The 25,870-nt window shown below is 63.7% G+C and carries 25 protein-coding genes; 13 read left to right on the top strand and 12 right to left on the bottom strand.

The genetic code is table 11. The annotated features are described in order from the left end of the window. The first annotated feature begins 95 nt into the window (after positions 1 to 95). Positions 96 to 407, top strand: coding sequence for a TauD/TfdA family dioxygenase (locus tag LB533_RS24285; protein WP_140639699.1), 312 nt, complete (start codon positions 96 to 98; stop codon positions 405 to 407). Between the two features lie 102 nt (positions 408 to 509). On the opposite strand, the gene LB533_RS24280 is transcribed toward LB533_RS24285, so the two are convergent. Continuing rightward, the gene (locus tag LB533_RS24280; RefSeq protein WP_140639698.1) at positions 510 to 1,766 is read right to left on the bottom strand and encodes a hypothetical protein; all 1,257 of its coding nucleotides are present in this window, start codon (positions 1,764 to 1,766) and stop codon (positions 510 to 512) included. Positions 1,767 to 1,908: 142 nt separating this feature from the next. On the opposite strand from LB533_RS24280, the gene LB533_RS24275 reads away from it, so the two are divergent. Both LB533_RS24275 and LB533_RS24270 read left to right on the top strand, forming a co-directional pair. Beyond that, complete coding sequence (locus LB533_RS24275; protein WP_140639697.1) at positions 1,909 to 2,937, top strand: CapA family protein; 1,029 nt, start codon at positions 1,909 to 1,911, stop codon at positions 2,935 to 2,937. A gap of 183 nt (positions 2,938 to 3,120) precedes the next feature. Continuing rightward, positions 3,121 to 4,071 (top strand): DUF3137 domain-containing protein, encoded by a 951-nt coding sequence (locus LB533_RS24270; RefSeq protein ID WP_181169362.1) that lies wholly within the window; start codon positions 3,121 to 3,123, stop codon positions 4,069 to 4,071. Between the two features lie 16 nt (positions 4,072 to 4,087). Here the strand turns inward: LB533_RS24270 and LB533_RS24265 are convergent, their stop codons facing one another. The 3 genes from LB533_RS24265 to LB533_RS24255 form a co-directional block, all read right to left on the bottom strand. Next, a complete protein-coding gene (locus tag LB533_RS24265; RefSeq protein ID WP_318011233.1) occupies positions 4,088 to 4,630 on the bottom strand; it encodes a YegJ family protein in 543 nt (180 codons plus the stop codon). A 102-nt stretch (positions 4,631 to 4,732) separates the two neighbouring features. Continuing rightward, the gene (locus LB533_RS24260; protein WP_140639696.1) at positions 4,733 to 5,254 is read right to left on the bottom strand and encodes a hypothetical protein; all 522 of its coding nucleotides are present in this window, start codon (positions 5,252 to 5,254) and stop codon (positions 4,733 to 4,735) included. Positions 5,255 to 5,453: 199 nt separating this feature from the next. Continuing rightward, the gene (locus LB533_RS24255; protein WP_140639695.1) at positions 5,454 to 6,584 is read right to left on the bottom strand and encodes a hypothetical protein; all 1,131 of its coding nucleotides are present in this window, start codon (positions 6,582 to 6,584) and stop codon (positions 5,454 to 5,456) included. A 791-nt stretch (positions 6,585 to 7,375) separates the two neighbouring features. On the opposite strand from LB533_RS24255, the gene LB533_RS24250 reads away from it, so the two are divergent. Beyond that, entirely contained in the window at positions 7,376 to 8,314 is a 939-nt protein-coding gene (locus tag LB533_RS24250; RefSeq protein WP_140639694.1) for a diacylglycerol/lipid kinase family protein, read from the top strand. A gap of 289 nt (positions 8,315 to 8,603) precedes the next feature. On the opposite strand, the gene LB533_RS24245 is transcribed toward LB533_RS24250, so the two are convergent. Genes LB533_RS24245 through LB533_RS24235 form a run of 3 tightly spaced genes read right to left on the bottom strand, consistent with a single transcriptional unit; the run spans position 8,604 to position 12,357 of the window. Beyond that, positions 8,604 to 9,533: an NAD(P)-dependent oxidoreductase gene (locus tag LB533_RS24245; protein WP_224678364.1), complete on the bottom strand. Its 930-nt coding sequence runs from the start codon at positions 9,531 to 9,533 to the stop codon at positions 8,604 to 8,606. Beyond that, a complete protein-coding gene (locus LB533_RS24240) occupies positions 9,530 to 10,744 on the bottom strand; it encodes a mandelate racemase/muconate lactonizing enzyme family protein (protein ID WP_140639692.1) in 1,215 nt (404 codons plus the stop codon). Before LB533_RS24240 ends, LB533_RS24245 begins: the two co-directional genes overlap by 4 nt. Further along, positions 10,741 to 12,357, bottom strand: coding sequence for a GMC family oxidoreductase (locus LB533_RS24235; protein ID WP_140639691.1), 1,617 nt, complete (start codon positions 12,355 to 12,357; stop codon positions 10,741 to 10,743). The genes LB533_RS24240 and LB533_RS24235 overlap by 4 nt, the downstream gene beginning before the upstream one ends. 206 nt (positions 12,358 to 12,563) lie before the next feature. Between LB533_RS24235 and LB533_RS24230 the strand changes: the two genes are divergently transcribed. The 3 genes from LB533_RS24230 (at position 12,564) to LB533_RS24220 (ending at position 15,003) form a co-directional block, all read left to right on the top strand. Beyond that, complete coding sequence (locus LB533_RS24230) at positions 12,564 to 13,505, top strand: phosphoribosylaminoimidazolesuccinocarboxamide synthase (protein WP_140639690.1); 942 nt, start codon at positions 12,564 to 12,566, stop codon at positions 13,503 to 13,505. A 127-nt stretch (positions 13,506 to 13,632) separates the two neighbouring features. After that, a complete protein-coding gene (locus LB533_RS24225) occupies positions 13,633 to 14,565 on the top strand; it encodes an alpha/beta fold hydrolase (RefSeq protein ID WP_224678363.1) in 933 nt (310 codons plus the stop codon). Between the two features lie 42 nt (positions 14,566 to 14,607). Continuing rightward, entirely contained in the window at positions 14,608 to 15,003 is a 396-nt protein-coding gene (locus LB533_RS24220; RefSeq protein ID WP_091579483.1) for an acyl-CoA thioesterase, read from the top strand. 93 nt (positions 15,004 to 15,096) lie between these two features. On the opposite strand, the gene LB533_RS24215 is transcribed toward LB533_RS24220, so the two are convergent. Beyond that, a complete protein-coding gene (locus tag LB533_RS24215; protein WP_181165214.1) occupies positions 15,097 to 15,465 on the bottom strand; it encodes a winged helix-turn-helix transcriptional regulator in 369 nt (122 codons plus the stop codon). A 103-nt stretch (positions 15,466 to 15,568) separates the two neighbouring features. Between LB533_RS24215 and LB533_RS24210 the strand changes: the two genes are divergently transcribed. Then, positions 15,569 to 16,174, top strand: coding sequence for an NADPH-dependent FMN reductase (locus LB533_RS24210; protein WP_140495977.1), 606 nt, complete (start codon positions 15,569 to 15,571; stop codon positions 16,172 to 16,174). 175 nt (positions 16,175 to 16,349) lie between these two features. On the opposite strand, the gene LB533_RS24205 is transcribed toward LB533_RS24210, so the two are convergent. Both LB533_RS24205 and LB533_RS24200 read right to left on the bottom strand, forming a co-directional pair. Then, positions 16,350 to 16,871, bottom strand: a complete 522-nt coding sequence (locus LB533_RS24205) for a hypothetical protein (RefSeq protein ID WP_181169361.1) — start codon at positions 16,869 to 16,871, stop codon at positions 16,350 to 16,352. Positions 16,872 to 17,027: 156 nt separating this feature from the next. Continuing rightward, entirely contained in the window at positions 17,028 to 17,438 is a 411-nt protein-coding gene (locus LB533_RS24200; protein ID WP_224557084.1) for a gamma-glutamylcyclotransferase family protein, read from the bottom strand. 228 nt (positions 17,439 to 17,666) lie between these two features. On the opposite strand from LB533_RS24200, the gene LB533_RS24195 reads away from it, so the two are divergent. From LB533_RS24195 to LB533_RS24180, 4 genes are all read left to right on the top strand, one after another. After that, entirely contained in the window at positions 17,667 to 18,596 is a 930-nt protein-coding gene (locus LB533_RS24195) for a DMT family transporter (RefSeq protein ID WP_140639688.1), read from the top strand. 342 nt (positions 18,597 to 18,938) lie between these two features. Then, positions 18,939 to 20,363: a family 16 glycosylhydrolase gene (locus tag LB533_RS24190; RefSeq protein ID WP_140639687.1), complete on the top strand. Its 1,425-nt coding sequence runs from the start codon at positions 18,939 to 18,941 to the stop codon at positions 20,361 to 20,363. 42 nt (positions 20,364 to 20,405) lie between these two features. Next, on the top strand, positions 20,406 to 22,151 hold the full coding sequence (locus LB533_RS24185; protein ID WP_224678362.1) for a type I secretion system permease/ATPase: 1,746 nt from the start codon (positions 20,406 to 20,408) through the stop codon (positions 22,149 to 22,151). A 3-nt stretch (positions 22,152 to 22,154) separates the two neighbouring features. After that, positions 22,155 to 23,471, top strand: coding sequence for an HlyD family type I secretion periplasmic adaptor subunit (locus LB533_RS24180; RefSeq protein ID WP_140639847.1), 1,317 nt, complete (start codon positions 22,155 to 22,157; stop codon positions 23,469 to 23,471). Between the two features lie 50 nt (positions 23,472 to 23,521). Here the strand turns inward: LB533_RS24180 and LB533_RS24175 are convergent, their stop codons facing one another. Continuing rightward, positions 23,522 to 24,832: a hemolysin family protein gene (locus LB533_RS24175; RefSeq protein ID WP_140495971.1), complete on the bottom strand. Its 1,311-nt coding sequence runs from the start codon at positions 24,830 to 24,832 to the stop codon at positions 23,522 to 23,524. 111 nt (positions 24,833 to 24,943) lie between these two features. On the opposite strand from LB533_RS24175, the gene LB533_RS24170 reads away from it, so the two are divergent. Then, positions 24,944 to 25,144, top strand: a complete 201-nt coding sequence (locus LB533_RS24170; RefSeq protein WP_224557088.1) for a zinc-binding dehydrogenase — start codon at positions 24,944 to 24,946, stop codon at positions 25,142 to 25,144. A gap of 9 nt (positions 25,145 to 25,153) precedes the next feature. Here the strand turns inward: LB533_RS24170 and LB533_RS24165 are convergent, their stop codons facing one another. Then, on the bottom strand, positions 25,154 to 25,861 hold the full coding sequence (locus LB533_RS24165; protein WP_140639684.1) for an LssY C-terminal domain-containing protein: 708 nt from the start codon (positions 25,859 to 25,861) through the stop codon (positions 25,154 to 25,156). Positions 25,862 to 25,870 lie beyond the last annotated feature (9 nt).

The raw sequence follows: 25,870 nt of genomic DNA, 5'->3' as shown, positions 1-25,870 counted from the left end.
ACCCGCCCGCCGCAGGTTCCCGGTCACGCGGCGGCCATTGATCGCCACCGTGTCCTCGGGCAAGCCGAGACGTCCGGCCTCCTGCTCTCAGGGCTATTGGCTGCCGGTCGCCTTCAAACGCTGAGCCTGCTCGGCTTCACACGGGCAGGGCGCTGGCCGAACTGACGCGGTTGATCTGCGACCCGCAAAACCAGTTCCAGCACCAGCTTCAGCCCGGCGAGGTGCTGGTCTTCGACAACCAGCGCGTCCTGCATGGTCGCACGGCGTTCGATCCGACCTTGGCGGTCCGTCATCTCAGAAGCTGCAACATCGACCGCGACGGCGTGCACAGCGCCTTTCGCACGCTGGCGCGGCGGTTCGCGCCGGAGGAGGCGGAAGCGGTGCTGTACCAGGGCGCGGTTTTCTGAGGCTTCGCAATGGAGCTTCTACCTCCCCTTGTGGGGAGGTCGGACCGCAGGCCCGGGTGGGGGGCTGGCGCTGACATCCAGGAACACAGTCCCGTTAGGCCGTCAGTTAAACCACAGCGCAAACGTCAGGAAACCACCGCCGCCGAATTCGCTCTGGATCTGGTCGAAATCGTCGCTGGTCAGAATCTTGCCGCTTTCGAGATACGGCGCGATGGCCGGGCCGGTGATCGACAGCACCAGGTCGAACGGTTTCGGCTCGTCGAAGAAGCGCTTCATGTTGATGCCCTTGCCGGTGATGCGGAAATGCGGCAGCAGCACGCGGCCTTCGAGCAGGTCCTCGGCCATGGTCAAGGTGGCGAGCCAGGCCGCGACCTGCTGCTCTCCGACTTCGAGGCCGGTGAGCGGGTTTTCGCCCTTCTGTTGCGGTCCCGGCAGCCATTCGCGGTCATTGTCGGTCTCGGCGCGGATCGCCTTCCAGTCCTCGCGCGACAGCCGGATCATCTCCAGCAGGTGACGGCGCGCCGCCTGCCGCCGTTCGGGCTCGACCACCAGCCAGTTCACGAGATGCACCAGAGAGATGAAATCGGCGATGCGCCATTCCGAGGAGAAGATGCTGCTGCCCATGTCGCCAGCCGGCGGGACAAGGATGTCCTGCAACGGCAGTTTTGCGCGCGGGAAGAGCATGTGGAAGGAACCGTCGAACGTGCTCCTGAAATCATGCGCCAGCCAGAAATCGGCCTGCGCCATCAGGAATTCGGCATAGCCCTGCAGCCAGTAACCGTCGGCGCGGTCGAAGCGGAAGGTGAGCGCAGGCGCGGCATCGTCGTGCGTTACGCCGCCGCGCGACAGCGAGGCCATGATAGCGGCCATGCTTTCGTCCGGTGCGATCGTGCCGTCCTCGTTGAGGTCGATGCCGACCTGGGTGAGGTCAATGACAATGCCGATATCGGCATCGGCAGGCACCGCCCCCAGCGTCGCGGCGGATTTCTCGAGCCGGTCGCGGAAGGCGACCAGAATGGCGCGGAACTGCTCATAGCTCAGCGGTTCGGGGTTCGGGTTTTCTGGCACCGGCAGCCGCATCAGCGGCAGCATGAAGGATTGGGGGCTCTCGAAGCCATGGCGGTGCAGGCCGCTGGCCAGCAATTCCAGCGCGGTAAAGAATTCGCCGGCGCCGGCGGCATAGGCGGATGCCCGGTCGGTGGATGCGGCTGCCTCCAGCGCCGATAGCGCCGTGTCGCGCGCGGTCACGGTTTTGGCCTCGAACAGAGCGGCCGCGGTTTCGGGCATGGCGGCCTGGGCCGAAGACGTCGGCAGAACCAGCGCAAGTGCCAATGCCAGCAGGCTTGCCAGTGGTGTCATTATCCCCCTCCCATGCGCGTCGTGCCGGCAATCATACACGCATTTGCAATGCCGCGTCTGCCGGCCCTGACGCATGATTGTCATTGGCTGGCTTCAACGCGCCCGGCGGACGGTCTACACAGGGCAAACGATTGGACATCGCGTGTCGAACTATCCGCTCTCCTACAAACTGTCGTGGCTGCCGCGGTTCCTGAAGCCGTCGCTGGCCGGCGACGTGCAAGGCTTCGCGGCAATGGCCGGGACAATCATGGATTCGGCACCGAGGCTGCGGCTGCGGCTCGCCTTCGTCGGCGACATTTCGGCGGTGGCCAACCGCCGTGCGCCGGACTGCGATCCGGCGATCAAGACGCTGCTTGGCGCGTCCGACCTGGTGATCGGCAATTGCGAAAGTCCGATCGTGGACAAGCCAAGCGCCGTGCTCGGCACCAGGCTCGGCACCCATCACGCGATGAGCGAGCGCTTTCTCGGCGACACGTTGGCGGCAGTCGGCATCGCGCGCGAAAGACTGGTGCTGTCGCTGGCCAACAACCATGTGCTTGACCAGGGCGTCGCCGGTTTCGATGAGACCGTGGCTGCGCTCGCGCGGCTCGGTATCCGCACTATCGGCCTCGCCGGCAACGGCCCGGTGCAGCCTGTCGAAGTCGGACCGCTGACTGTCGGGTTCGCCGCCTTCACGTTGTGGCGCAATGCGGGCCAGGACCTGTTCGCCGGCCGCGTTTCGATGGAAAGCGATATTGCCCGCCGACGAGGTGACGGGTTCGATCTCCTCTGCGCCGTGCCGCATTGGGATTGGGAGTTCCGCCACTTTCCGCGCGCCGAAACGCGGACACTGGCGAGGCGCCTGGCAGGGCAGGGCGTCGGGCTGATCGTCGGCCACCACGCCCATGTCGTGCAGCCGGTGGAGCGGATCGGCAATACGATCGTCGCCTATGGACTTGGCGATTTCCTCGGCACCGCCCTTGCCCGCCAGCCTTGGCCGGGACGCATTGGCGGGATCCTTGTCGCCGATATCAGCGCCGATGCGGAAACGCGGGGGTCTGTCGTTTCCTACCGAATGCATCCGTTTGTGCGGCTGCGCGCCAGGGATCATGAGCGGCTGGCGCCAGTGGAGGGATTGGAGGGCCGCATGCGTGACAAGGTCGAGAGGCGGTTGAGCGCGGTCTTTCCGTAACTACAGGTGGTGGACATCGGCCAAGATCGCCATGTCGGCGCTTTTCCAAGCGCTGATGATTGGCGAAATGAGGGGCGGCGCAAGCGTCTGTTGAAGAGGCGCCACAGTCGATACTTCAGACAAAACCGGCTATCATGAACTGGTCCAGGCAAGCGGGGGGTGGCGGTGGAAACAGCGGATTTCATGCCTGGCGACGCCGTGATTGCCGGCATCCGGAAAAACATCGAGGCTTATGAATCGGCGCGAGCCTCCGTGGTGCGGCAGGTACGCAGGCGAGTGCCGCTGTTCGTCGGTTTGGTGCTGGCGACGGTGGTGCTGATCGCCTGGCTGTTCAACAAGGTCGCCGATCCCAACGAGCAATGGTTCTCGACGCCGCACGTATTCCTCTATGTCGCCGGCTTCGCGGTTTCGATCCTGCTCTATTTCCAGGCGATGAAGCCGGCGACGCGGCTGCAGCAATCATTTCGGCAAACACTGCTGCCCATCATCTTCGGCTTCATCCGCGACGTGCGCTACGCGCATGGCGGGCGGCCAAATTCCTTCGACCGGCTGCCGCGCGAGGCGGTCGGGCCATTCAACCGGCAGTCGTTCGACGATGTCGTTTCCGGCCGCTACGAAGAGTTTCCGTTCGAGCTCTACGAAGCGGAACTGCGGGAAGGGACAGGCAAGGGCTCATCGACGGCCTTCAAAGGCGTGATCGTCGCCTTCGAAGCCATCGAACCGTTTCCGGGAATATTGGTGGCGACGCGGCGGACCAATGCGGTCGTCGGCTTCTTCCGTGGCATGTTCGCCAGCAAGATGCAGGAACTGTCATCCGGCGTGCCGGAACTCGATGCCGCCTATGAGTTCCGCACCGACAATGCCGAGGCGGCGCAGCCATTGGTGAGCGGCCGGTTGGCGCAAGCGCTGAAATGGCTGGGCGAAACCTGGCCGGAGGAACCGGCGCGCGTGGCCCTCAACGGCAGCGACGGTTTTCTGCTCCTGCCGCAGGCGAAGAATTTCTTCGAACTGCCCGCCATTTCGGTGCCACTGGACTACCAAGCCCATGTCGCGCCGATGATATCGGATATGGGCGCGATGCTGGCGACGGCAGCGCTGGTGCGCAAGATCGGCGCCAGGGACGAAGCGGCTTGATCAGCCGGCGTTCCCGTCAGCAGTCGAAGCCGTACTTTTCGCGCATATTGTCCGCCTCTTCTTTCGACATTCGCTTGAACATCACGCAGATCGTGAAGCTTCCGACCTGATGGCCGTCTCGCGTATATCCCCAGTCGGAAATGTCGTCCCTGGTGAATTCTATGTTCTGGCCGAGCACGACGTTGTGCACTGCCTCCGGCTCATTGGCCAATATGCCGACAAACCCTGTCCCGGCACGGCGGAACGGTATGACCCAGAAGTGCTCGGTGACATGCTCATCCCGCACCTTTACCTTCAACTTGAACCTGCCTGTGCCGGAGGGAGGCATTTCGGACAGTGCCAGGAAGTCATCCAGACCGGCGAGCGCCTGCTGGGTCGCCGCAGCCATGTCGGGATCGCCCGGAGCGAAGATGATCCCCTTGTCGTCACCTGGATCCACGCCTTGCGCGCCGACCGATCCCGGAGCAAGCGCCAGCATCAAGGCTGCCGCAGTTCGGACCGCTGGTTTCATGGAAGGCCCCCCTTCATCATTGCGATCAACACAATGCTGCATCGCCATCCGATTTGCAACCTTGGCGCGAGTTTGCCCCTTCAGGTCAAGGTGGCGGCGACCGTCGATGACAAGACCGGCATGGTAACGTCGGTGAAGAAAGCTTCGTCCCTACAGCTTGCTCGGCACCAGGCCAGCCAGCCAGCTGGCCGACCGCTTGGCCATGTCGGCGGTCGCCGATACGGCGCGGCCGAGATCGGTCTTGACGACGGCATAGCCGTTTTTCGTGCGATAGAGCACGCCGGTGCCGCCATAGACCACCTGTTCATAGGCGACCGGCCGTGCGGCGGCCGCTTCCATCGCCGTCGTCGGCGAGCCGACCGGGACGGTCGGCCTGTGGCTCAGTTCGGGCGGCAGCGGGCTCGTCGGCTCAACGGCGCGGCTGGCGGGCTTCAGCTCCGGGCGCGAAGCGGTCGCGGCCAGTTGCGAGGAGGACGCGGAACCTTTCGCGCGGCAGATGCCAGAGACGAGCGGATAGTTGAAATTGCGCTCGTGCAGCATCTGGCTCTTCATCGCCGCTTCGCACTCGGCGATGGTCGACCACTTGGCCGGCGTCTCGCCGATATATTCGCAAAGCTTGGCGTCGCAGTCGCAGCCGACGATGGTCATGGCGACAAGGGCGGTCTTGATCACGGTCTCGTCCCCTCGATGTGCCCCTCGGCAGCCCATTCAGATGCATGTCGCGCCCCACTGGGTGCAGCCCGCGGGTACGCTTTGGGCGACATGCGACAGTCCATCGCGCGCGAACAAGGCGGGATTTGGCCACGATTGTGGAATGAGCATGGCGGGGCGCTCGACACAGCCGTTCTCCGCGCACCGTGGCCGAAAGGCCTCAGTAGTCGTAGACGTGCTCCAGCATGGCGCCTGACTTGATCAGCGCCGGCAATACCAGATGCAGCTTGGGTACGGCTACGACCATGCCGGTGCGGCGTGTCGATGGATCGGCCGGCAGCGGATAGCTGAACAGGATACGCATGCCTTCGGGGACGGCGATCGAATCCGTGGAGAGCACGGTGATCATGATCTCGTCATTGCCGCCGATCTCGACGAAGGAGACGCCCTTGTCGATCAGGCGCGGGATCATGTCGGTGAACAGCTGGTAGCGCTTGGTGACGAAAACGGTGCCGTCGGGGCCGTAGTCGCGTTCGAGCAAGGTGTCGGCTTCATTGCGCGTCGCTTCGCCGACCGGCCCCTTGGCCCAGACATGGATGTCGAGCAAGGCCGGATCGGACGTTGCCGCGAGCGCCTGTCTGATCAGGCCGGCATAGACCTGCTTGATGGTGTCGGCGAGGCCGAAGGCAAGCTTGCGTTCGCTGGAGCGCACGGCGCTGTCGCCCGGCGCCGGCTGCACGGCGAAAAGCCCGGCGCGCTTCTCGGCATACGGAAACTGGTGCCACGGCCCCTGGTCGAGGAAGGCGGCGTATTCGGCCGCCACCTTGGCCTGGTAGATGTCAGTCGCCGTGCGCCTGCCCGCAACCGCCTCGGTGATGCGGCCGATCGTGTTTTCATAAGCCCATTGCAGGGCATGCTCGATCGTGTGGCTGGTGCCGATGACGACCGGCATCTGGTGGTTGGCGTAGTTGAATTTATAGGCGGAGCTGGCGCGGATCACCATGGCGTAGTCCTGCCAGAAGCGGCCGACATAGGCGAAATAGGGAAAGCCGCTCGGCTGGTCCTTGGCGACGAAACCGGCATATTCGCGCGCGGCATAGACGATGGCCCATTCCGGGTAGGTGAGGAAGGTCGATTCCTCAGGCCGCTGGTAGCCGGGGATTTCGGCACGCAGCTTGGCGGCGAGCGCCGGCGGCGGTGCACCTTCGGCGATGCCCGGCAACGGTGTCTTGTCCAGCGACGGCGTCGTCAGGAAACCGTAGGCCAGCCCGGCGATCGGGATCAGGACAATGATGACGATCAGCCAGAGGATCGTCCTGATGAGACGCTTCATGAAGCGGAACAGGACCATGGCCGGTCAGGCCGTGGCGGCGGCAAGCTTCTGGATCAATGTCATGAAGTGTCCCCCTTCAGCGAACCCGCCTGCAAACGCAAACGGACTCTGACAGGGCGATACTAACCGATTTTGGCGCGCGGTGAAGCGGCGCCCGCAACTTCGCCGGGAAGGCGCCTGAGCGGGAAGCAAAAAGACAGTCGGCGCCGGGATTTCTCCCAGCGCCTCCCTGTCAGACCAGGACACGGTCGTGGCAGCAACTTCCGTAAAGTCGTCGCACCATGCCGGCCTTGATTTTGACGGTCCTGCCAGTCGCCGCCCGAAGGCCGCGCCCGTTCCAGACCACGCCGGTCTCCACCCTTGCGGGCTTTGCCCTGCGGCCATCGAAGGTTTTTGCCGTCCTTCATGGCAGCATCGGTCCGCCGTCGGCGTTGGCACGCTTTCCGCGGCCCCGTAGGTCTCGGCTTCCGTCCCTCGAAGCAGGCGAGCCTGCTCTCGCTTCGGGCCGTACGGGCCTCAGGAAATCCGCCTTTCACTTTCGCCTTTCGGCTGGGCGATCGGTAGCCGCCTGAGATGGGTCAAACTTACGCCGGGTAAGTGTCTTGGGGAATGTCCGTGCCCCTGTGGATAGCGGGATTATCGGGGACCAATGCCAGAAGCCAAGGAAATTCAAGCGCCAACGCCTTAGACAGCCTGCCCTCGATTTTCGGTGTCATGTGGCTGGCGCCACTTGCCCCGCCGGACGGTACGGGTTTCAATGCCGGCAAAAGATCGGGTTCTCCACGCCCGGCGTCGGGGAGGGCGGGAATTTGAAGGTCGGGGTGGTGCTCAATCCGATTGCCGGCGGCGGCCGACTGAAACGGCATTGGCCCGAAGTCGCGGCCGCGCTGAAAAAGCACTTCGGCGATTTCGAATTGCGCGAGACCCAGGCCGAGGGCGATGCAGAGCGGCTGGCGCTCGATCTGGCGGCAAACGGCTTCGACCTGGTGATCGCGGCCGGTGGCGACGGCACGGCGAGCGAGGTGGCCGACGGTTTGCTGCAGGCGTCCAAGGAAAACGGCCGCGCGCCCGAACTCGGCCTGCTGCCGTGCGGCACGGGTATCGATTTCGCGCGCGGGCTCGGCCTGCCGAAGGAGGTGGACGCGACGCTGAAGCGGATCGCCGGGGCCAAGGGCAGGGCGGTCGATGCAGGGCGCATCTGCTATATCGACGACCATGGCGCGCTGGCCAGCCGGCACTTCGTCAACATTGCGAGCCTGGGGCTCTCGGGCGCAACCGATCGCGCCGTGAACGCCGACAAGCGCAAGGGCAAGGTTGCGGCCAAGACGTTGTTCCTGTGGCGCACCGTGGTCGAATTCGTCCGCTACCGGTTCCAGGATGTAACGATTTCAGTCGATGACGGCGCTCCGGTCGAGGCGCGCATGGCGCTGGTCGCGGTGGCCAATGGCAAATTCTTCGGCGGCGGCATGATGATCGCGCCGGACGCCGAACTGACCGACGGCCAATTCGACATCGTCATCCTGCGCGCGGCCAGCAAGCTGAAGCTGATCTGGGATATCCGCCTGCTCTATGGCGGCAGGCATCGCAACCATCCGGCGATCACCATATTGCGCGGCAGGAAAGTGGTGGTCGAACCGCTGGGCGACGTGGAAAAGAACGGCGCGCTGGTCGACATTGACGGCGAATCGCCCGGGCGCATACCAGCGACCTTCGAGATCCTGCCTGGGGCGTTGATGCTGAGATATTGAGACGTCGCCCGAGGGAAGAGCGCTCCACAACGTCGTCATCCCTGGGCGAAGCAGGAGCGAAGCTCCGTCGCGGAGACCCTGGGATCCATGCCGCGACTTTCGAGCGCCGCCGCGGTGCGGAATTCTGCTCCGCTGCGCTCTTCGGCTAAAGTCACGGAATGGATCCTCGGGTCTGCGCGTGCGCTTTCGCGCCCGCTCCGCCCGTGGATGACGAAGCGTCGGGCGTTGTTGCAGTTCTGATTCAAGTTGCTATCGCCGCGATTCTAGATGCCTGCCCAATGTCTTGATTTCATTCATCTTTGGGAGATTCCGGCCTGGCCGGAAAACCGGGCGCGCGCAGGTCGACGCCGACAGCGTCCTCGAGCAATTTGACGATCTGGGTCGACCAGGCGCCGCCGCCGTACGCCGCCTTGCCCTGCTCGAAAATCGCGTTGACACGCGATGCCAGTTCCATCGGCACACCGAAATCCCGACCCATGCCCAGCGCGAAGCCGAGGTCCTTCAGCGCCAGGTCCATGGTGAAGCCGATGTCGTAGGAGCCGTTCAGGATGAGTTGTCTTTCGGTTTCGTGGACGAAGCTGTTGCCGGAGGAGGCAACGATGGCGTGATAGGCTTGGGCGAGGTCGAGCCCGCCTTGCCTGGCCAGCATCAGCGCCTCACCGGCGGCGACGAGATGGATGAAGGCCAGCATGTTGGTGATGACCTTGATCACCGCCGCCGAGCCGATCGGGCCCATCAGGAACGACTTCGCGCACATAGCATCGATGGGAGGGCGATGACGCCCGTAAAGATCGGCATCGCCACCGACCAGCGCGGTGATTTTTCCGGCCGCCGCCAAATGCACGCCACCGGTGACCGGGCATTCCAAGGTCTCGATTCCCCTGGCCGAGGCGAGGCCCGCGAGGCGCACGATCTCGTCGCGGCCATTGGTCGACATCTCAATCCAGGTGCCGCCGGCGGGGAGGCCGTTGAGCAGTCCATCAGGACTGGCGAGTACCGCCTCGCTGGCTTTCGGTGACGGCAGGCAAGTTATGGCATTGCCCGCCCGCTCAGCCGCCTCGGCGGGGTTGCCGGCAGCGATAGCGCCGAGCGCCACGAGGCGCTCGATAGCGGCCGGGTCGCGGTCGAACACGGTGACGGCAAAACCATTTCGGACCAGGCTGGCGGCTAGCTTGCCGCCGAGATGACCAAGGCCGATGAAGGCGTAGCCTTCGCTCACGGCATCAGCGGCGTTTGCATCATCTGCAAATGCAGGTCCTTGCCGGTGTAGGGGTGCGCGTCGCAGACGGCCTCGTTGAGCTCGACGCCGAGGCCGGGTTCCTTCGACGGGATGACGTTGCCGTCCTGCCACTCGATCTTCTTCTTGAGCAACGTGGCGTGGAAACCGTCCCACTGCTTCAGCGATTCCAGGATCAGGAAGTTGGGCAGCGTCACCGCCAGCTGGATGTTGGCGGCACCGACGATCGGTCCGCAATAGCAGTGCGGTGCGATCTGGATGTGGTAGGCCTCGGCCATGGCGGCGATCTTCTTGGTTTCGAAAATGCCGCCCGAACGGCCGAGGTCCGGCTGCAATATGGTCGCGGCGCGGTTCTCGATGACGCGGGCGAATTCAAACTTGGTCGTCAGCCGTTCGCCGGTGGCGATCGGGATAGAGGTCGCGCGGGCGACCTGCGCCATGACTTCGGGCATATCGGGCGGCACCGGCTCCTCGAACCACAAGGGATCGTAAGGCTCGATGGCGCGCGCCAGGCGCAGGGCGCCGGAGGCGGTGAACTGGCCGTGCGTGCCGAACAATATGTCGGCGCGGCTGCCGACCGCCTCGCGGATCGCCTTGATCATGCGGGTCGAGACGTCGATGTCGAGCAGGCGCGGCTGGTGGCCATCAAAGGCGGTGTAGGGACCGGCCGGGTCGAACTTGACGGCATTGAAACCCTGCTCGACATATTCGAGCGCGCAGGCCGCCGCCATTTCGGGGTCGTTGTAGACATTCCTGCCGTCCGGGGCGTCCTCGGAATGGACGCTGCCGGTATGCGGATAGAGGTAGGTGTAGGAGCGCAGCGTCTCGTGCACCTGGCCGCCGAGCAGCTTGTAGACGGGTTTGTCCGCTTCCTTGCCAATAATGTCCCAGCAGGCCATTTCCAGCGCCGAGAAGCAGCCCATGCCGGACACGTCGGGGCGCTGCGTGAAGCCGGAGGAATAGGCGCGGCGAAAGAAACTCTCGATGTCGTGCGGATCGCGGCCGACGAGATAGCGCTCGGCCATGTCCTCGACCATCCTGGCCGTGACATGGGCGGAGAAGGTGGCGTTGTAAGCCTCGCCGTAACCCGCCACGCCGCCATCGGTGGTAAGCTTGACGAAGATGAAATACTTGCCGCCGATGCCGGGCGGCGGATTGCCGACAACCCAGGTCTTGACGTCGGTGATCTTCATTCTTGGTCCTCCAGAACCAGTTCGGCGCCTTTCCATCCGGTCAGGATCGACGCGGCGTTGGTGTTGCCGGTGATGTTGTCGGGAAAGATCGAGGCGTCGATCACGCGCAAGCCTTCCAGCCCATGTACCTTGAGCCGCGGATCGACCACGGCGCGCGCGGGATCGGGTCCCATGCGGCAGGTCGAAACCGGGTGATAGACAGTGCCGGAGCGTTTCCTGAAATCCGTGATCAGGTCGGCGTCCGAAGTGATTGATGGGCCTGGCAAAACCTCCTCCGCGATGATCTCGGCCATTGCGGGCATCGAGGCGATCTTGCGCACGAATTTCACCGCCGCCAGCATCTCCTCGACATCGGCATTGGTCGAATAGGCGTTGGCGACGATCTTGGGATGATCCAACGGATTTCTGGAGCGGATCATGATCTCGCCGCGGCTCGACGGGCGGCAGTTGGACAGGCCGATGGAGAAGCCAGGCCAAGGGTCCGGCGTCAGGATCGGGCGCTCGCCGCTCTTCGGGATGACGGTCGAAAACGCCTGGAAATAGAGCTGCATGTTGGGGCGCGAAAAGGCCGGGTCGGTGCGGAAGAAGCCGCCGCCGTGGTTCATCGACAGCGACAGCGGGCCGGAGCGCGTCAGGATGTATTGCATGCCGACCATGAGCTTGCCCCACCAGGGACGCAGGATCTGGTTCAGCGTCGGCAGCCTGCCCTTGAAGGTGTAGTTGATGCCGACATGGTCCTGCAGATTGGCGCCGACATTCTCGTTGGCGTGAATGACCGGGAGGCCCAGCCCTTTGAGCAGCGCCGCCGGGCCGACGCCGGAGAGCTGCAGAAGCTGCGGCGAGTTGATCGAGCCGGCCGACAGGATGATCTCGCGGCCGGCGCGGGCCGTCTTCGTCTGGCCGTTCTGCAGATATTCGATGCCGACCGCACGCTTGCCTTCGAACAGGATGCGGCTTGCCAGCGCGTTGGTCTCGACACGGACGTTTGCGCGCTTCATCGCCGGGCGCAGGAAGGCGCGCGCGGCCGACATGCGGCGGCCGTTGCGGGTCGAGATCTGGTAGATGCCGACGCCCTCCTGGGCAGCGCCGTTGAAATCGGGATTGAACGGCAGTCCGGCCTGCTGGCCGGCGGCGAGGTAGCGCTTCGTCAGCGGGTGGACGGCGTCCGATGTGTCGGTGATGTGCAGCGGGCCGCCTCTGCCGCGCCATCTGTCGGTCCCGGCTTCATTGTCCTCGAGCGCCTTGAAGGCCGGCAGCAGGTCGTCATAGCCCCAGCCGGGATTGCCCGCGTCGCGCCAGTCGTCGAAATCCTCGCGCGCGCCGCGGATCCACACCATGGCGTTGATCGAGCTGGACCCGCCAAGCAGCTTGCCGCGCGGCCAGTGGTCGACATTGCCGCCAAGGCCAGGATCCGGCTCGGTCTTGTAGTTCCAGTTGACGGCGGGGTCGAAGAAGGTCTTGCCATATCCGAGCGGCATCTGCACGTAGAAGCGGCGGTCGCTGCCGCCGGCTTCGAGCACAAGCACCGAGAAACGGCCCGAGGCCGAGAGCTTGTCCGCCAACACCGAACCGGCCGAGCCGGAGCCGACGATGATGAAGTCATAGGTCTGCATGATGGCTACGGCCGGCTCCGGAAATCTGGCCGCAGCCTAGACGGGGCAGGCTTGCCGCGTCGCTGGGCCTTCCGGCATGCGTTGTGAAAAAAGCGACCGCGATACCGGATCCAGTTGCGGGGAACCCTTAACAATCCCGCTTGATATGCATGGGGTCGAAAGCTTATGCGAGGACATCGGCCAATCTGCGCAAGGCAGGAGATCCCATGCGTGTCCTGTCGGATGCTTTCATTCCCGAACTGCCGGGTCACTACAAGGGCAAAGTCCGCGAGAATTACGATCTGCCGGACGGGAGGCGCATCATCATCGCCACGGATCGCCTCAGTGCCTTCGACACCATCCTGACCTCGATCCCGTTCAAGGGCGAGGTCCTGACGCAGACGGCGCGCTACTGGTTCGAGGAAACCACCGATATCTGCCCGAACCATGTCCTCGAATATCCCGACCCGAACGTCGTCGTCGGCACCAGGCTCGACATCCTGCCGGTCGAGATCGTCGTGCGCGGCTATCTGGCGGGAACCACCAGCACCTCGATCCTGACCCGCTATCGTCGCGGCGAACGGGACATGTACGGCATGCGGCTGCCGGACGGCCTGCGCGACAATGAGAAACTGGCCGAACCGATCATCACGCCGACCAGCAAGGCCGCGCATGGTGGCCATGACGAGCCGCTGTCCAAGGCCGAGATCATCGAACAGGGTCTGCTCACCCAGGCGCAGTGGGACACCGTCTCGGATTACGCCTTGAACCTGTTCGCCCGCGGCCAGGCGCGCGCCGCCGAACGCGGCCTGATCCTCGCCGACACGAAATACGAATTCGGCACCGACAAAAACAGGGCGATCATCCTGGCCGACGAAATCCACACGCCCGACAGCAGCCGGTACTGGATCGCCGCGAGTTACGAACAGGCCCTGGCGAACGGCACGCGGCCGGAGAGTTTCGACAAGGATTTCATCCGCTCGTGGGTGACGGCGCGCTGCGATCCTTACAGGGAGCCTATTCCGAAGATACCGGACGAGATCATCGAACAGGCTTCACGTGTCTATGCCCAGGCCTATGAGGCGATCACCGGCAAGGCATTCGTGCCAGACGTTTCCGGCGACACGGTGCTGGACCGCATCCGCGCCAACCTCGCAGGTTATTTTTGAGAGGTGCAATCTCTGGGGAAGCCCTCTCCAAAACCGAAGCCGTCGTTCGGACCTCGGAGCCCATCAGCTTTGGTCTAGACTTGGGCCTGGGCTGGGAACCTTCCGTGGCATCATTGATTTCGACATTATGTTCGACGGTTTCCGACTGGAGCAGGTCCGCCTTATAAGCGCGAGGCTCCGCGTTCGTGTCGGCGGGAGCGGACCAGCAATCCTCCTGCTGCACGGGCATCCGCGCACGCATGTCACCTGGCACAAGGTGGCCGACCTTCTGGTGAAGGATCATACCGTTGTCTGCCCCGATTTGCGCGGGTTCGGGCAATCCTCGATTCCCGATGACACGACAGATCATTCGGGGTCCTCGAAGCGTGCAAAGGCACAGGATTGCATCGAACTGATGCATTATTTGGGGTTCGACCGTTTCGCGGCTGTCGGGCATGATCGCGGTAGCTATACGGCCTTCAGGCTGGCGATGGACCACCCGGCCGCCGTCAGCCGTCTGATGATCCTGGATGGAGTTCCGATCCTCGAAGCACTGGAGCGTTGCGATGCCCGATTTGCCGCCGCATGGTGGCATTGGTTCTTCTTCGCGCAGCCGGACAAGCCAGAGCGCGCCATAAGCGCTGCCCCCGAACAATGGTACGGCGGGTCGCCAGGCGAGATGGGCGAAGAGGCGTATGCGGACTATCTCGAAGCGATCCGCAATCCCGAAATCGTTCGTGGCATGATCGAAGACTATCGGGCCGGCCTGTCGATCGACTATCTCCACGATGCCGAAGATCGTCGGTTGGGCCGCCGTGTTCAGTGTCCGATGGCGGTGTTGTGGTCGCTGAAGGACGATCTCGAAGCCTTGTATGGAGATATCCTGGCAGTCTGGAAGCCTTGGGCAGGCTCGACTCTCACCGGCAAGGGACTGCCGAGCGGCCATCACATGGCGGAGGAAATTCCCGATATGCTGGCCTTCGAAATCAACGCCTTCGTTGCCCCTGACCGAGCCGCAATCCCCGTTGACTGGTTCCGCCATGACATCACCCGGTCGCGCGTTGACCTCCGGGCGCCTTGACGATACGGGATCAGGAGCAGTCGATCTCAGGGAATATCTCGCATGGTGCACTACGCGGATGGGCGGCCGATCGGCGATCTGACGCTGCGCACGCTGGCCATGCCTTCGGACGCCAATGCCGCCGGCGACATTTTCGGCGGCTGGGTGATGGCGCAGATGGACCTTGCCTGCGGCATCCGCGCCGCCGAGCGCGCCAAGGGCCGGGTGGTGACGGCGGCGGTCAAGGAGATGTCGTTCGCCAAGCCGATGAAGATCGGCGACACGCTGTGCATCTACACCCATGTCGAGCGCGTCGGACGCACCTCGATGACCCTCAAGGTCGAGGCCTGGGCGCAGCGCTATCTGTCCGACCTGATGGAAAAGGTCACGCATGCCGATTTTGTCATGGTGGCGCTGGACGGCGAGGGCAAGCCGAAGGCCGTTCCAGCCGAAAGCTAGAGCCTAGGACCGCTGTCAAACGGTCTGTCAGTCCACCTCGGCAGTGCAGGCACGAAGACAATCAGTCAACGATTGCTGAACGACCGTGGAATTTCAGCCATGCAGGCCGTCGAATTTCGCACGCGCGGCCCGCACGCGCGTGGTGTTCCTGCGCGCCCACTCGCCGAGCGCGCTGACGGGGACCAGCAGTTCATGGCCGAGTTCGGTCAGCTCGTAATCGACCCGCGGCGGAATGGTCGGGAACACGGTGCGGGTGACGAAACCGTCGCGTTCCAGCCCGCGCAAGGTGGTGGTCAGCATCTTCTGCGAGATGCCGCCGACAGCGGCGCGCAGCTCATTGAAGCGCAGCGGTCCGTCGCCGAGCTTGCCGACGACGAGCACGGTCCACTTGTCGCCGACGCGCTGCAGGATTTCCGAAACGGCACGGCAGTCTTCGGTGTTGTGCGGGTTCCTCAGTAACAAAAAGGTGCCTCCTTGCGCACGAAGTTGACAGGAACTCATATAGCCCCGGTATCCAAACGATACCAGTCTTACCTGCCCCGGAATTGCTTACCAGGAGAGCCCTATGTCCAAACCCAAGATCGCCATCATCGTCGGTTCGACACGCGCCGCGCGCTTCGCCGATGTGCCTACCCAGTGGATCGCCAAGATCGCCAAGTCGCATGCCGACATCGAGGTCGATGTCGTCGACCTGCGCGATTTCCCGATGCCCTTCTTCGACGAGGTCGCATCCTCCGCCTGGGTGCCGTCGACCAACGAGGTGGCGCAGCGCTGGCAGAAGAAGGTCGCCGAATATGACGGCTTCATCTTCACCGCCGCCGAGTACAATCACGGCCCGACGGCCGTGCTGAAGAACGCCATCGACTACGCCGCCAATGAATGGAACAAGAAGCCGGCCGGCTTCGTCGGCTATGGCAGCGTCGGCGGCGCCCGCGCCGTCGAACAGCTCCGCCTCCATGCGGTCGAGTTGCAGATGGCGCCGGTCAAGTCGGCCGTCCATATCGCCTGGGGCGACTTCCTCGCAGTGCGCCAGGGCGAGAAGAAGCTCGAGGAGATCGAGCACCTGAACCAGGCCGCGACCGCGCTGGTCAACGACGTCGCCTGGTGGGCCAAGGCGCTGAAGACCGCGCGCCAGGCCGACGCCATAGACGAGGAAATCAAGGCGGCCTGACCGCCTTGAAATCATCCTTCCATGGATGTGGGGCGGCGCTTGCGCCGCCCTTTTTGGTGTTGAGGGTTCCTACGCAGAAAGCCGAAGAGTTGCAGTTTCGATCGACTCATTCGCTTGCGACGGCACCTGCGCAGGATAACAGCGCCGCCCAGCCATCGGCCCAAAATCGTGCGTGTCAAATGCCGGCGACCGCGAAAAGCCAGGCCAGGATATCGAACAACAAAAGAACCAGCGCGATCTGCAATGCTGCCCGAAGCCGCTGGATAATGCGCCAGTTGCTGGCCATGTCCGCCTTGATGCGAAGGGCAAGCGCGCGCTGCATGGCCGATATCTTCAGCGGCCTGTCGCCATCGACATAGCGATGGAGCAGCTCTTCCGGATCGAAGCGGAACGTGTATTTGTGATAGGGCCAAAGCAGGAAGACGATCAGCCCGCCAATGGCGAACAGCAGGGCCACTGCGATCCAATCCCAGAGCCCGAGCCCGTCGGAAAGCGCCCTTGCGCCAAGCAACGAGTTTACAAACGCGGTGGCGAAGATGAGGCTGCCGGCGCGCGTGTTCATGTTCTCGACGAGGTTCTGCTGATGATTGAGGCCTCGCACCGCCTCCTGATAGATGAATGCCAGGCGAGGATCGTCGTCGGCGGGATCGCTTGCGGATGCCGTGTTGCTGTCTCGGGTGCCGGTACGTTCAGTCATCTGGATGCTCTCTGCCGCATCGGTGGTGCGTCACCTTAGCTCAAAATCCCTCGCCGAAAAAAACTGCCGGAGCATCCGTGGCGAGGTGGATCACTTGGCGTCGCAGAAATGAGGGCGAGGCGGGCGGGAATGCCATGCACTTTTCCTGGAATTGTTCTAGCTGCCCGAGGAAAGCGTGAAGCGCCGATCATCGTAGTCCTCGAGATATCCGGAGTGGATCGGGGCGGCGAGATGCCGGGTCTTCATGTAGACATATGCCGAGACAGGCGCCCCGCCGCCGACAGGCTCTGCTTCGATCAGCACGCGCAAATTTCCGGGCTTGCCGACGGATTCGATCCTGTCGAGGTTTGCCAAAGCGCGATCGTCCACAGCGTAGAGTTCGCCGCCGACCTGGAAACCGACGCCTGGCTCATTGAACATCATCGGAGCGAAGCGAGGTCCTGCGATCAGCATCGGGAAGCGCTCTCGCGTCCTGTAGGCGCCCAGAAAGGCGGCGCCGGACAAACCCTCGCCGTGAAGGGGAAAGCCTTTCTTCAAGGTGCCAAACACGAAGAGTTTCCGCATCATGCGCAGGGAACGCCGGCCAAACCTGGAAGTTCATCTGTTTTCATCAACGTTCGGGGCAGCGGAAGTGAGCAACACAGCGGAGTTCAGCATCGTATCTGGGCTGAGCCATGGAGCTGTGGAGATTGCTTTCGCGCGATCACGGACGGACACCGGTTGGCCCTCCACATGGGCGGAGCTGCCATCTGGCTCGGCCATTCTGCCCTGATATATCCGGCTGCGTTCCATCACATGAGCAAAAGCCCCGTGAAGTCGTCCAGCCTGGCAGGCGTCGTTTCCCCCATGATCCCGGTGCTGGTGTGCGCGCTCGGCATCTTCCTTCTGTCGGGAATGGATGCGGCGATGAAGGTCCTGGTCATTGCCGTCGGCGTCTACAACACGGTGCTATGGCGCAGCATGCTGGCGAGCGTGGTCGCGGGCGCCGGCTGGTCGGCAGGGTCGCGCGCGTTTCCCGCCCTTTCCGTGCTGAGGCTGCATGCGCTGCGTGCCGTAGTCGTCGGCATTGTCCTGTTGTCGTTTTTCTGGGGCCTTGCCAGGCTGCCGCTGGCGGAGGCGATCGGTCTCAGCTTCGTGGCGCCGCTGTTTGCGCTTCTGCTGGCCGCACTGTTGCTGGGCGAACGGATACAACGACAGGCGATCTGGGCATCACTGGCCGGCATTGCGGGCGTCGCAATCATAATAGCCGGACAGTTCGGGCGTGCGACCTATGCCGAGGATGCCCTGCTCGGCACGGCCGCCGTGTTGGTATCGACGGTGTTCTACGCTTACAATCTGATCCTCGCGCGGCAACAGGCGCTGCTGGCCAAGCCGATCGAGATCATGCTGTTCCAGAACCTTTGCGTTGCTGTCATCCTCGGTCTCGCGGCACCCTGGCTGGCCGTTGCGCTGCCGAGCGAGCTCTGGCTTCCTCTCGCCGGGGTGACGGCGTTGTCGCTCGCCGGCCAATTCCTGATGAGCTGGGCCTACGCGCGCGCCGAAGCGCAATATCTGATCCCGACCGAGTACTCCGCCTTCATCTGGGCGATCGCGCTTGGCTGGTTCTTCTTCGACGAGGCGGTGACCTGGACCACGCTGGCGGGAGCGGGCCTCATCGTGGCCAGTTGCCTGATCGCCTCGCGATCGAATCCGAAGCTTGCCGAACCGATCGAAGCGGCGGTTTGAGGGGCAAGCTCCCCAGCTACCGCGCGTCGACGCATTGTTCCCTGAATGGCAACATTATCCGCCAGAAAGCCGTGACGCTTGGGCAATCCGAATCACGTGCGTAAGTATATCTACACTTGTTTTGGCATTCGGTAAAATTTAATTAAATATTTCTCCGGTCTGGTTACGGTCCATAGACCATTTTCCGGCCTGTTGTGCTCTCGGTTCAGAAAATGTCACTCAACGGTCGATGTAATGGTCAACTGTGTGGCAAGTTCCTGGAACGATATCGTGCAGGGCAACGTTGCTCCGTGATGGTTGCCGTTTCGAAATGACCTGAACAGGCGCGAGGAAGGATTTCTGATGAGCACCGTCACGAACGCCAAGGGCATCCCTCTTTCCTACACCGGCACGTCCACCCATTGGTTCTCGGCGACCGGATCCGGGCCGGAACTGCACGGCACCTCCGGCAACGACTCCTTCTGGGGAGACGCCAGCGTCAACGTCACCATCTATGGCGGCGCGGGCGACGACTACTATCACCTCTACTCCACCAACAACAAGGTGGTGGAGAATCCCGGGGCAGGCATCGACACGATCGACACATGGATGAGCTACAATCTCCCTGACAATTTCGAAAACCTCGTCGTCACCGGCAACAATCGCTATGCGTTCGGAAATGCGTTGGACAACATCATCAAGGGCGGCTCCGGCCATCAGACGCTGGATGGCGGCCAGGGCAACGACGTACTGATCGGCGGCGGCGGCGCCGACACTTTCATCATCACCAAGGGCAATGGGAGCGATCTGATCACCGATTTCGGCGCAGACGACACGGTCCGCCTCAATGGCTACGACTTCACGTCTTTCGAAGACGTCAAGGCACATATGACCCAGGCAGGAGCGAACCTTCTGCTGAACCTCGGATCCGACGAGGTGCTGGTGTTCAACAACACGACGGTGGACAAGCTGGCACCCAGCCAGTTCGAACTGCCGATCGACAAGTCCGGAATGACGCTGTCCTTTTCCGATGACTTCAACACGCTCAGCCTTTGGAACGGCCATGACGGCACCTGGAATTCCAATTTCTGGTGGGGAGCGCCGAACGGAAGCACATTGAGCAGCAATGGGGAGCTGCAATGGTACATCGACGCCAATTACGGCCCGACCAGTTCCGTCCACCCGTTCAGCGTGGAAAACGGGGTCCTCACCATCACCGCGGCGCAGGCGCCCGAAGATATCAAGCCTCTGATCAACAACTACGAATACACGTCGGGCATCCTGACGACCCACGAAAGCTTCTCGCAAACCTACGGCTATTTCGAAATGCGGGCGGACCTGCCCGAAACGGCCGGAGCCTGGCCGGCCTTCTGGCTGCTGCCGGAAGACGGCTCGTGGCCGCCGGAGCTGGACGTCGTAGAGGCGCGCGGACAGGATCCGAACACGCTCATCATGACGGCGCATACGAACGAGACGGGACAGCACACCAAGGTCTCCTCCCCGGTGAATGTTTCGGACACCGACGGCTTCCATACCTATGGCCTGCTGTGGACGCCGGATACGCTCGTCTGGACCTATGACGGCGTGAAAGTCGCCGAGGCCGCGACGCCTTCCGACATGCATACGCCCATGTACATGCTGGCCGATCTCGCCGTGGGCGGTTTTGCCGGCGCGCCTCCCGACCATCTCGCCACGCCGGCGGAGATGAAGATCGACTATATCCGCGCCTATACTCTGGATGACCTGCAGCACCACCCGTTGGACGTCGCGGGCGACCACTCCGTCTGAGCGCCGATGTCTCGGGACATGAGCCGCCAAGGGAGTGCGGGAATGATGGGACAGTCAGGTCTGCGGGCGGTGTTGTGGCGCGCCATCGCCGATGTCGGCGTTTTCTCGTTGCTGATCAACATCCTGCTGCTGGTGATTCCGCTCTATCTGTTGCAGGTGTATGATCGGGTCCTGCCTTCCTCCAATGTCGAGACGCTTGTCTACCTGTCGGTCATCGCGGTTCTCGCGCTGGCCTTTCTGGGCTTTCTGGATGCGGTGCGCTCCATTTACACGCAGCGGATCGCGGCCAGCGTCGACAGCAAGCTCGGGGCGCAGACGTTCGCCGCTTCGCTCGCGCCCAACCATGCCTCCGCAGGCCTGTCGCCATTGCGCGATCTCGCCTCGGTATGCGCCTTCATCAGGTCGCGCGGCGTGGCGGTCCTGTTCGACCTGCCGTTCGCTCCGTTCTTCCTCGGACTGCTCTACCTGATCCATCCCGTGCTGTTCTGGCTCACCCTGGCTGGCGTGGCGATGCTGCTTGCACTGGTCCTGGCAACCCAGCTTGCCGTCGGCAGGAACGACGCCTTGTTTTCACAGCGTTCGGCGGTCGCCAGCCAGTCGGAGCAGGCCTTTGCCCGCAACGCGGAGACGCTGCGCGCCATGGGCATGGTCCAGAACGCCGCGCGGGCGTGGGGAAAGCACGTCGCCGAAGCCCTGATCGTTCACGACCGCGCGTCGATGGCCAATGCGATCTTTAGCGGAACGTCGCGGGCTGTGCGGATGATGCTCCAGCTGGCGATACTGGGCGTGGGTGCATGGCTTGTCCTGCAAGGCAAGATGACGGCCGGGATGATCTTCGCATCCTCCCTGGTCTCGTCGCGCGCGCTGCAGCCGCTCGACCAGCTAATCGGCTCGTGGCGGCAGATCGTCGACGCCGGGCGATCGTGGAAACGGCTGGAGGCGACCCTTTCGGCGCATCCGTCCGCGGTGCAAAAACTGGCTCTGCCTGATCCGTCAGGCGCGATTTCGGCGCAGGATCTGATCTACGTCGCGCCGAATACGCCCGGCAGTCAGCCCATCGTCAAGAGACTGAATTTCCACATCGGGGCCGGCGAGGCGGTGGCGATCGTCGGCCCGAGCGGAGCCGGCAAATCGACGCTCGCCAGATTGCTTGTCGGTGCGCTCCAACCGGTCAGCGGCTCGGTCAGGATCGACGGTGCCGATCTCAGGACCTGGGACGAAAAGCAGCTTGGAAGGCATATCGGCTATCTCCCGCAGGAGGTGGAACTGTTCCCGGGATCGATCGCGGAGAACGTCGGCCGCTTCGACCCCGACGCGGATGACGCCTCGATCGTCGAGGCGGCAAAGCGTGCCCAGGCCCATGAACTGATTTTGATGCAGCGCGACGGCTACCAGACGATGATCGGTCCGTCTGACCGGGCGCTGTCGGGCGGCGAGCGCCAAAGGATCGGGCTGGCGCGCGCCCTGCACCGCAACCCCAGAATTCTCGTTCTGGACGAGCCCAACGCCCATCTCGACGGCGCCGGCGAGGCGGCGCTCGAAGCGGTGCTCTCGGCCGCGCGGGCGGCGGGGATTACCTTGATCGTGATCACGCACCGCCCTTCGATGGCAGCGGCCTGCGACCGCGTGATGCTGCTGCGCGACGGCGCGATCGAAGCCTTCGGCCCGAGCAGCGATTTGCTGCGGCAGCCCCTCGCCGGCAATTCTCCCCGGCAGAATACGGTGGTGACCGGGTCGTTCGCTACGACGATCCGCAGCGCCCCGCAAAAAACCCGCTTTGGATCGTAGATGATGGCAGTGCACAGCCTCGCCGAGGAACGCAGCCCGCGCACCGACACAGGACGCGTGGCATTGGCCGGCTATGCTGCGATAGCGGTATTTGCAGGTTGCTTCGGCTATTGGGCGGCCTATGCCCCCTTGTCCGGCGCGGTGATCACGCAAGGCACCATCTCGGCGATGGGCGGGAACATCCTCATCCAGCACCCTGAGGGGGGCATCGTCCAAGAGTTGCTGGTCCACGAAGGCGATCGCGTGCGGCAGGCGCAGGATCTGATCGTGCTGGACCCAACCGCCGCGCAGGCCGAGCTCAACCGGCTGACGAGGCAGTCGATCGCGCTCAGGGCAAGTGCGGCGCGGCTGGAGGCGGAACGCGACGGGCTGGACAGGCTGGCGCCGATCACAACAGCGGCGCCTGCGCCGCTTCAGCACGATTTCGAAATGCTGGTTCGCGAACAGCAGAAGGAATTCGACGCCAGGCTCGCCCGGTTCCGGTCGGAACGATCGATCCTCGCGCAGCGGGTCGCCATGCATCGGCAGTCCGTCGTGGGATTGGACGCCCAGAAACAAGCCATCCAGCAGCAGGTCGAGGTGGTGAAGAAGGAGCTCGGCATCAAGACCAGCCTTTTGGACAAGGGCCTGACCAACCGCACCGAATACTCCCAGCTTCTGCGCAGCGAAGCCGACCTCGTCGGCCAGGCGGGGGCACTGGAGGCCAATCTTGCATCGGCCGGCACCCAGATCGTCGAGGCGCAGGAGCAGACCGAGCGCTTGACCACGCAACGGGTGGAGGAGGCGCTGACGAAGTTGGACGAGGTTCGCTCCAACCTGGCCGATGTCGAGGAACAGATCAGGGCGGCCGCGGCGGTGCTGCGGCGCACGACAATCAAGGCGCCGGCAGCGGGCATCGTGGTGTCATCGACCTACAATTCCAAGGGCAGCGTGATTGCTCCGGGCGAAAAGATCATGGAGATCCTGCCGACGGCATCGGGATTGGTCGTCGACGCGAAGCTGCGGCCGAAGGACATCGATCAGGTGCGCGTCGGCCAGCCGGCGAAACTGCGATTGTCCGCCTTGAACACGCGGCTCACGCCCGAGGTTCCTGCCACCGTGACACAGGTTTCCGCGGATCGGCTGATCGACGGGGCTACGCGTGAACCCTATTTCCGGGCGAAGCTGAAGATTGACGCCCTGCCATCCCGCGTGAGGCCCGAACAGCTCTATCCCGGGACGCCGGTCGAGGCGTTCATCAGCACTGGCGACCGGACTTTCCTGGAATATCTCGCGCGGCCGATGCTCGATTCGTTCGCCCGCGCGTTCAGAGAGCAGTAGGCGCGGACGGACGGCCAATGACCGCTTGGCCCAAGGCAACGTTGGAACAGTCAGCGCACCACTTCGCGGTGGCCGCTGGGCAGACGCGTGGCGATCAGCTTGTCGATGCGGCGGCCGTCGAGATCGACCACCTCGAAGCGCCATCCTTGCGCGTCGACGCATTCGCCGGTCGCCGGCAGATGGTGCATGTGCGACAGCACATAGCCGGCGACGGTCTCGTAGTCGCGGTTTTCCGGCAGGTCGATGCCCAGCACCTCGGCCATCTCGTCGGCCTGCATATAGCCGGCAAGCAGCCATGAGCCGTCGTCGCGCTTGACGGCATTCTCCTCCTCGCCGGCTTCGAGGTCGGAACGGAAGACACCGGTGATGGCCTCCAGGATGTCGGCGGGGGTGACGATGCCTTCGAAATGGCCGTATTCGTCGTGCACCAGCGCCATCGGCACGTCGGATTCCTTCAGCGTCTGCAGCACGTCGAGCGCGTCGGCCTGATCGTGCACGATGGGCGCGGTGCGCACGTGCCTGCGCGGGTCGAGCGCGCGGCCGCCCAGCAATGCCGCCAGCACATCACGTGTCTGGACGACACCGATCATGGCGTCGACGCCGCCGTCGCCGGCGGGCAAGCGCGAATGCTGCGTATCCATCAGGAGCTTGCGGGTGGTCGCATCGTCGGACTGGAGGTTGATCCAGTCGACCTCGGTGCGCGGCGTCATGACGGCACGCACGGCGCGGTCGCCAAGCCGCATGACCCCGGCGATCATGCGGCGCTCGTCGGATTCGATGGTGCCGTGATGCTCTGCCTCGGCGACCAGCATCTTGATCTCCTCGTCGGTGACCTTCTCCTCGCTCTCGCCGCGCTGGCCGAGCAGCCAAAGCACGGCCCGGCCCGAAATATCGAGCAGGAAGACCAGCGGCGCCGAGACGGTGGCGAGGACGGTCATGGCCGGGGCGGCACGCACGGCGACCCGCTCGGGATCGCGCAATGCGATCTGCTTGGGCACCAGTTCGCCGATGATCAGCGAGGCATAGGTGATGATGGCCACGACGATACCGACGCCGAGCGGATCGGCGATGTTTTCGCGGATGCCGTTCGAGGCCAGGAACTGCGCCAGCCTTTCGCCGAGCGTGGCGCCGGAAAAGGCGCCGGACAGCACGCCGACCAAGGTGATGCCGATCTGCACCGAGGACAGGAACTTGCCAGGGTTGGAGCCAAGCGCAAGCGCCCGGCCGGCGCCCTTGACCTCGCGATCGATCATTGCCTTGAGGCGGGCCGGCCGCGACGAGACGATGGCAAGCTCGGACATTGCCAGAAGGCCGTTCACGCAGATGAGGACGACCACGGTGGCGATTTCAACATACAGCATCAGGGGTCAATAGCATTGCCGTGCTGGATTGGAAAATAGTCAGCAGCCGTTTTCAAGAAGATGACAGCGCATGCGGCCCGGTCAGACGGCATCCCAGGGCGGCGCCGAAAAATGCTCGGCCAGCGCAATCGCACCGTCGTGCAAGGCATTTCGATCGGCCATCGCCGCGCCTTCGAGCGGATGAACCAGGCGATCGAGGTGCTCGGCATCCGGCCGGTGGTCGACCAGGTCTTCGGCTTCGAGGAGGTGGCGCAGGCCTTCCAGCATCTGGAGAAGGGGCCGTTCGGCAAGGTCGTGTTCGTCACGAGCTGACTTCAGGTATCACGGCAATTGCTTCAGCACGCCGAGCACGGTCTTGCCGTCGGTGAAATAGGGGTCGCCGCCGCCATTGCGCCCGTGCGTGGTGGCGCCGATGCCTTCCAGGTCGCTGGTTGAGATCAGCATTCCGGCGGCGGTCAAATCCTGGATGAGAAAGTCGCGTTCGGCGTCGATGTCGGGGCCGATATGGTGGGTGATGGCGCCGGTGTCGTGGCTCAGGCCCACGCCACGGTCGAAACTGGCCGAGCCCAGCCATAGCGGACGGCCATCGTCGCCCGTGGCATCGGTCTGCCAGAAGCGCACATGGTGGCGGCGGTCGGCGCTGCCGCCGACCGGCTTCTCGAAAGCGAGATCCTGGGCGCGGCCTTCGAACAGCAGCCGGCTGACGGGCGCATCGGGGTAGGGGCGCGAGAACAGCACGCTTTCGCCGATGTCGATCGCTGTCCTCAATGTGATGGCATCGGCCGTGTCCCAGCCAGCGACGGCGAAGGCATGGACAACCTCTTTTTGCGTGCCGATCAGGCCGACATTGATCGGGTCGCCCGGAATGCCTTGCGGGGTGTGCGTCACCATCTCGAAGCTTTGGCTGCGAAAGCCGCGATCGCGAAACGTCCAGAATTCCGGCGCGGCGACATAGGCCAGCGCCAGATAGGTCGCCAGGAGCAACACCAGCCAGGTCGCAGCGCGTCGTCGGAAGCTTCGTTGGCTCATCGATGCCGC

Origin of the sequence: Mesorhizobium sp. BR1-1-13 (assembly GCF_020165515.1) — a bacterium.
Classification (GTDB): Bacteria; Pseudomonadota; Alphaproteobacteria; order Rhizobiales; family Rhizobiaceae; genus Mesorhizobium.
This window is presented reverse-complemented; position numbering and strand designations above follow the sequence as displayed.

Bases quoted from the DNA above. Each gene is read 5' to 3' on its own strand.
- LB533_RS24180 (WP_140639847.1), top strand. From the start codon at position 22,155: ATGGCAGTGCACAGCCTCGCCGAGGAACGCAGCCCGCGCACCGACACA.
- LB533_RS24255 (WP_140639695.1), bottom strand. From the start codon at position 6,584: ATGGTCCTGTTCCGCTTCATGAAGCGTCTCATCAGGACGATCCTCTGG.
- LB533_RS24165 (WP_140639684.1), bottom strand. From the start codon at position 25,861: ATGAGCCAACGAAGCTTCCGACGACGCGCTGCGACCTGGCTGGTGTTG.
- LB533_RS24240 (WP_140639692.1), bottom strand. From the start codon at position 10,744: ATGAAGATCACCGACGTCAAGACCTGGGTTGTCGGCAATCCGCCGCCC.
- LB533_RS24270 (WP_181169362.1), top strand. From the start codon at position 3,121: ATGCCTGGCGACGCCGTGATTGCCGGCATCCGGAAAAACATCGAGGCT.
- LB533_RS24230 (WP_140639690.1), top strand. From the start codon at position 12,564: ATGCGTGTCCTGTCGGATGCTTTCATTCCCGAACTGCCGGGTCACTAC.
- LB533_RS24265 (WP_318011233.1), bottom strand. From the start codon at position 4,630: ATGGCGATGCAGCATTGTGTTGATCGCAATGATGAAGGGGGGCCTTCC.
- LB533_RS24170 (WP_224557088.1), top strand. From the start codon at position 24,944: ATGCTCGGCCAGCGCAATCGCACCGTCGTGCAAGGCATTTCGATCGGC.
- LB533_RS24210 (WP_140495977.1), top strand. From the start codon at position 15,569: ATGTCCAAACCCAAGATCGCCATCATCGTCGGTTCGACACGCGCCGCG.
- LB533_RS24175 (WP_140495971.1), bottom strand. From the start codon at position 24,832: ATGCTGTATGTTGAAATCGCCACCGTGGTCGTCCTCATCTGCGTGAAC.
- LB533_RS24235 (WP_140639691.1), bottom strand. From the start codon at position 12,357: ATGCAGACCTATGACTTCATCATCGTCGGCTCCGGCTCGGCCGGTTCG.
- LB533_RS24200 (WP_224557084.1), bottom strand. From the start codon at position 17,438: ATGATGCGGAAACTCTTCGTGTTTGGCACCTTGAAGAAAGGCTTTCCC.
- LB533_RS24195 (WP_140639688.1), top strand. From the start codon at position 17,667: ATGAGCAAAAGCCCCGTGAAGTCGTCCAGCCTGGCAGGCGTCGTTTCC.
- LB533_RS24220 (WP_091579483.1), top strand. From the start codon at position 14,608: ATGGTGCACTACGCGGATGGGCGGCCGATCGGCGATCTGACGCTGCGC.
- LB533_RS24280 (WP_140639698.1), bottom strand. From the start codon at position 1,766: ATGACACCACTGGCAAGCCTGCTGGCATTGGCACTTGCGCTGGTTCTG.
- LB533_RS24185 (WP_224678362.1), top strand. From the start codon at position 20,406: ATGATGGGACAGTCAGGTCTGCGGGCGGTGTTGTGGCGCGCCATCGCC.
- LB533_RS24190 (WP_140639687.1), top strand. From the start codon at position 18,939: ATGAGCACCGTCACGAACGCCAAGGGCATCCCTCTTTCCTACACCGGC.
- LB533_RS24225 (WP_224678363.1), top strand. From the start codon at position 13,633: ATGTTCGACGGTTTCCGACTGGAGCAGGTCCGCCTTATAAGCGCGAGG.
- LB533_RS24205 (WP_181169361.1), bottom strand. From the start codon at position 16,871: ATGACTGAACGTACCGGCACCCGAGACAGCAACACGGCATCCGCAAGC.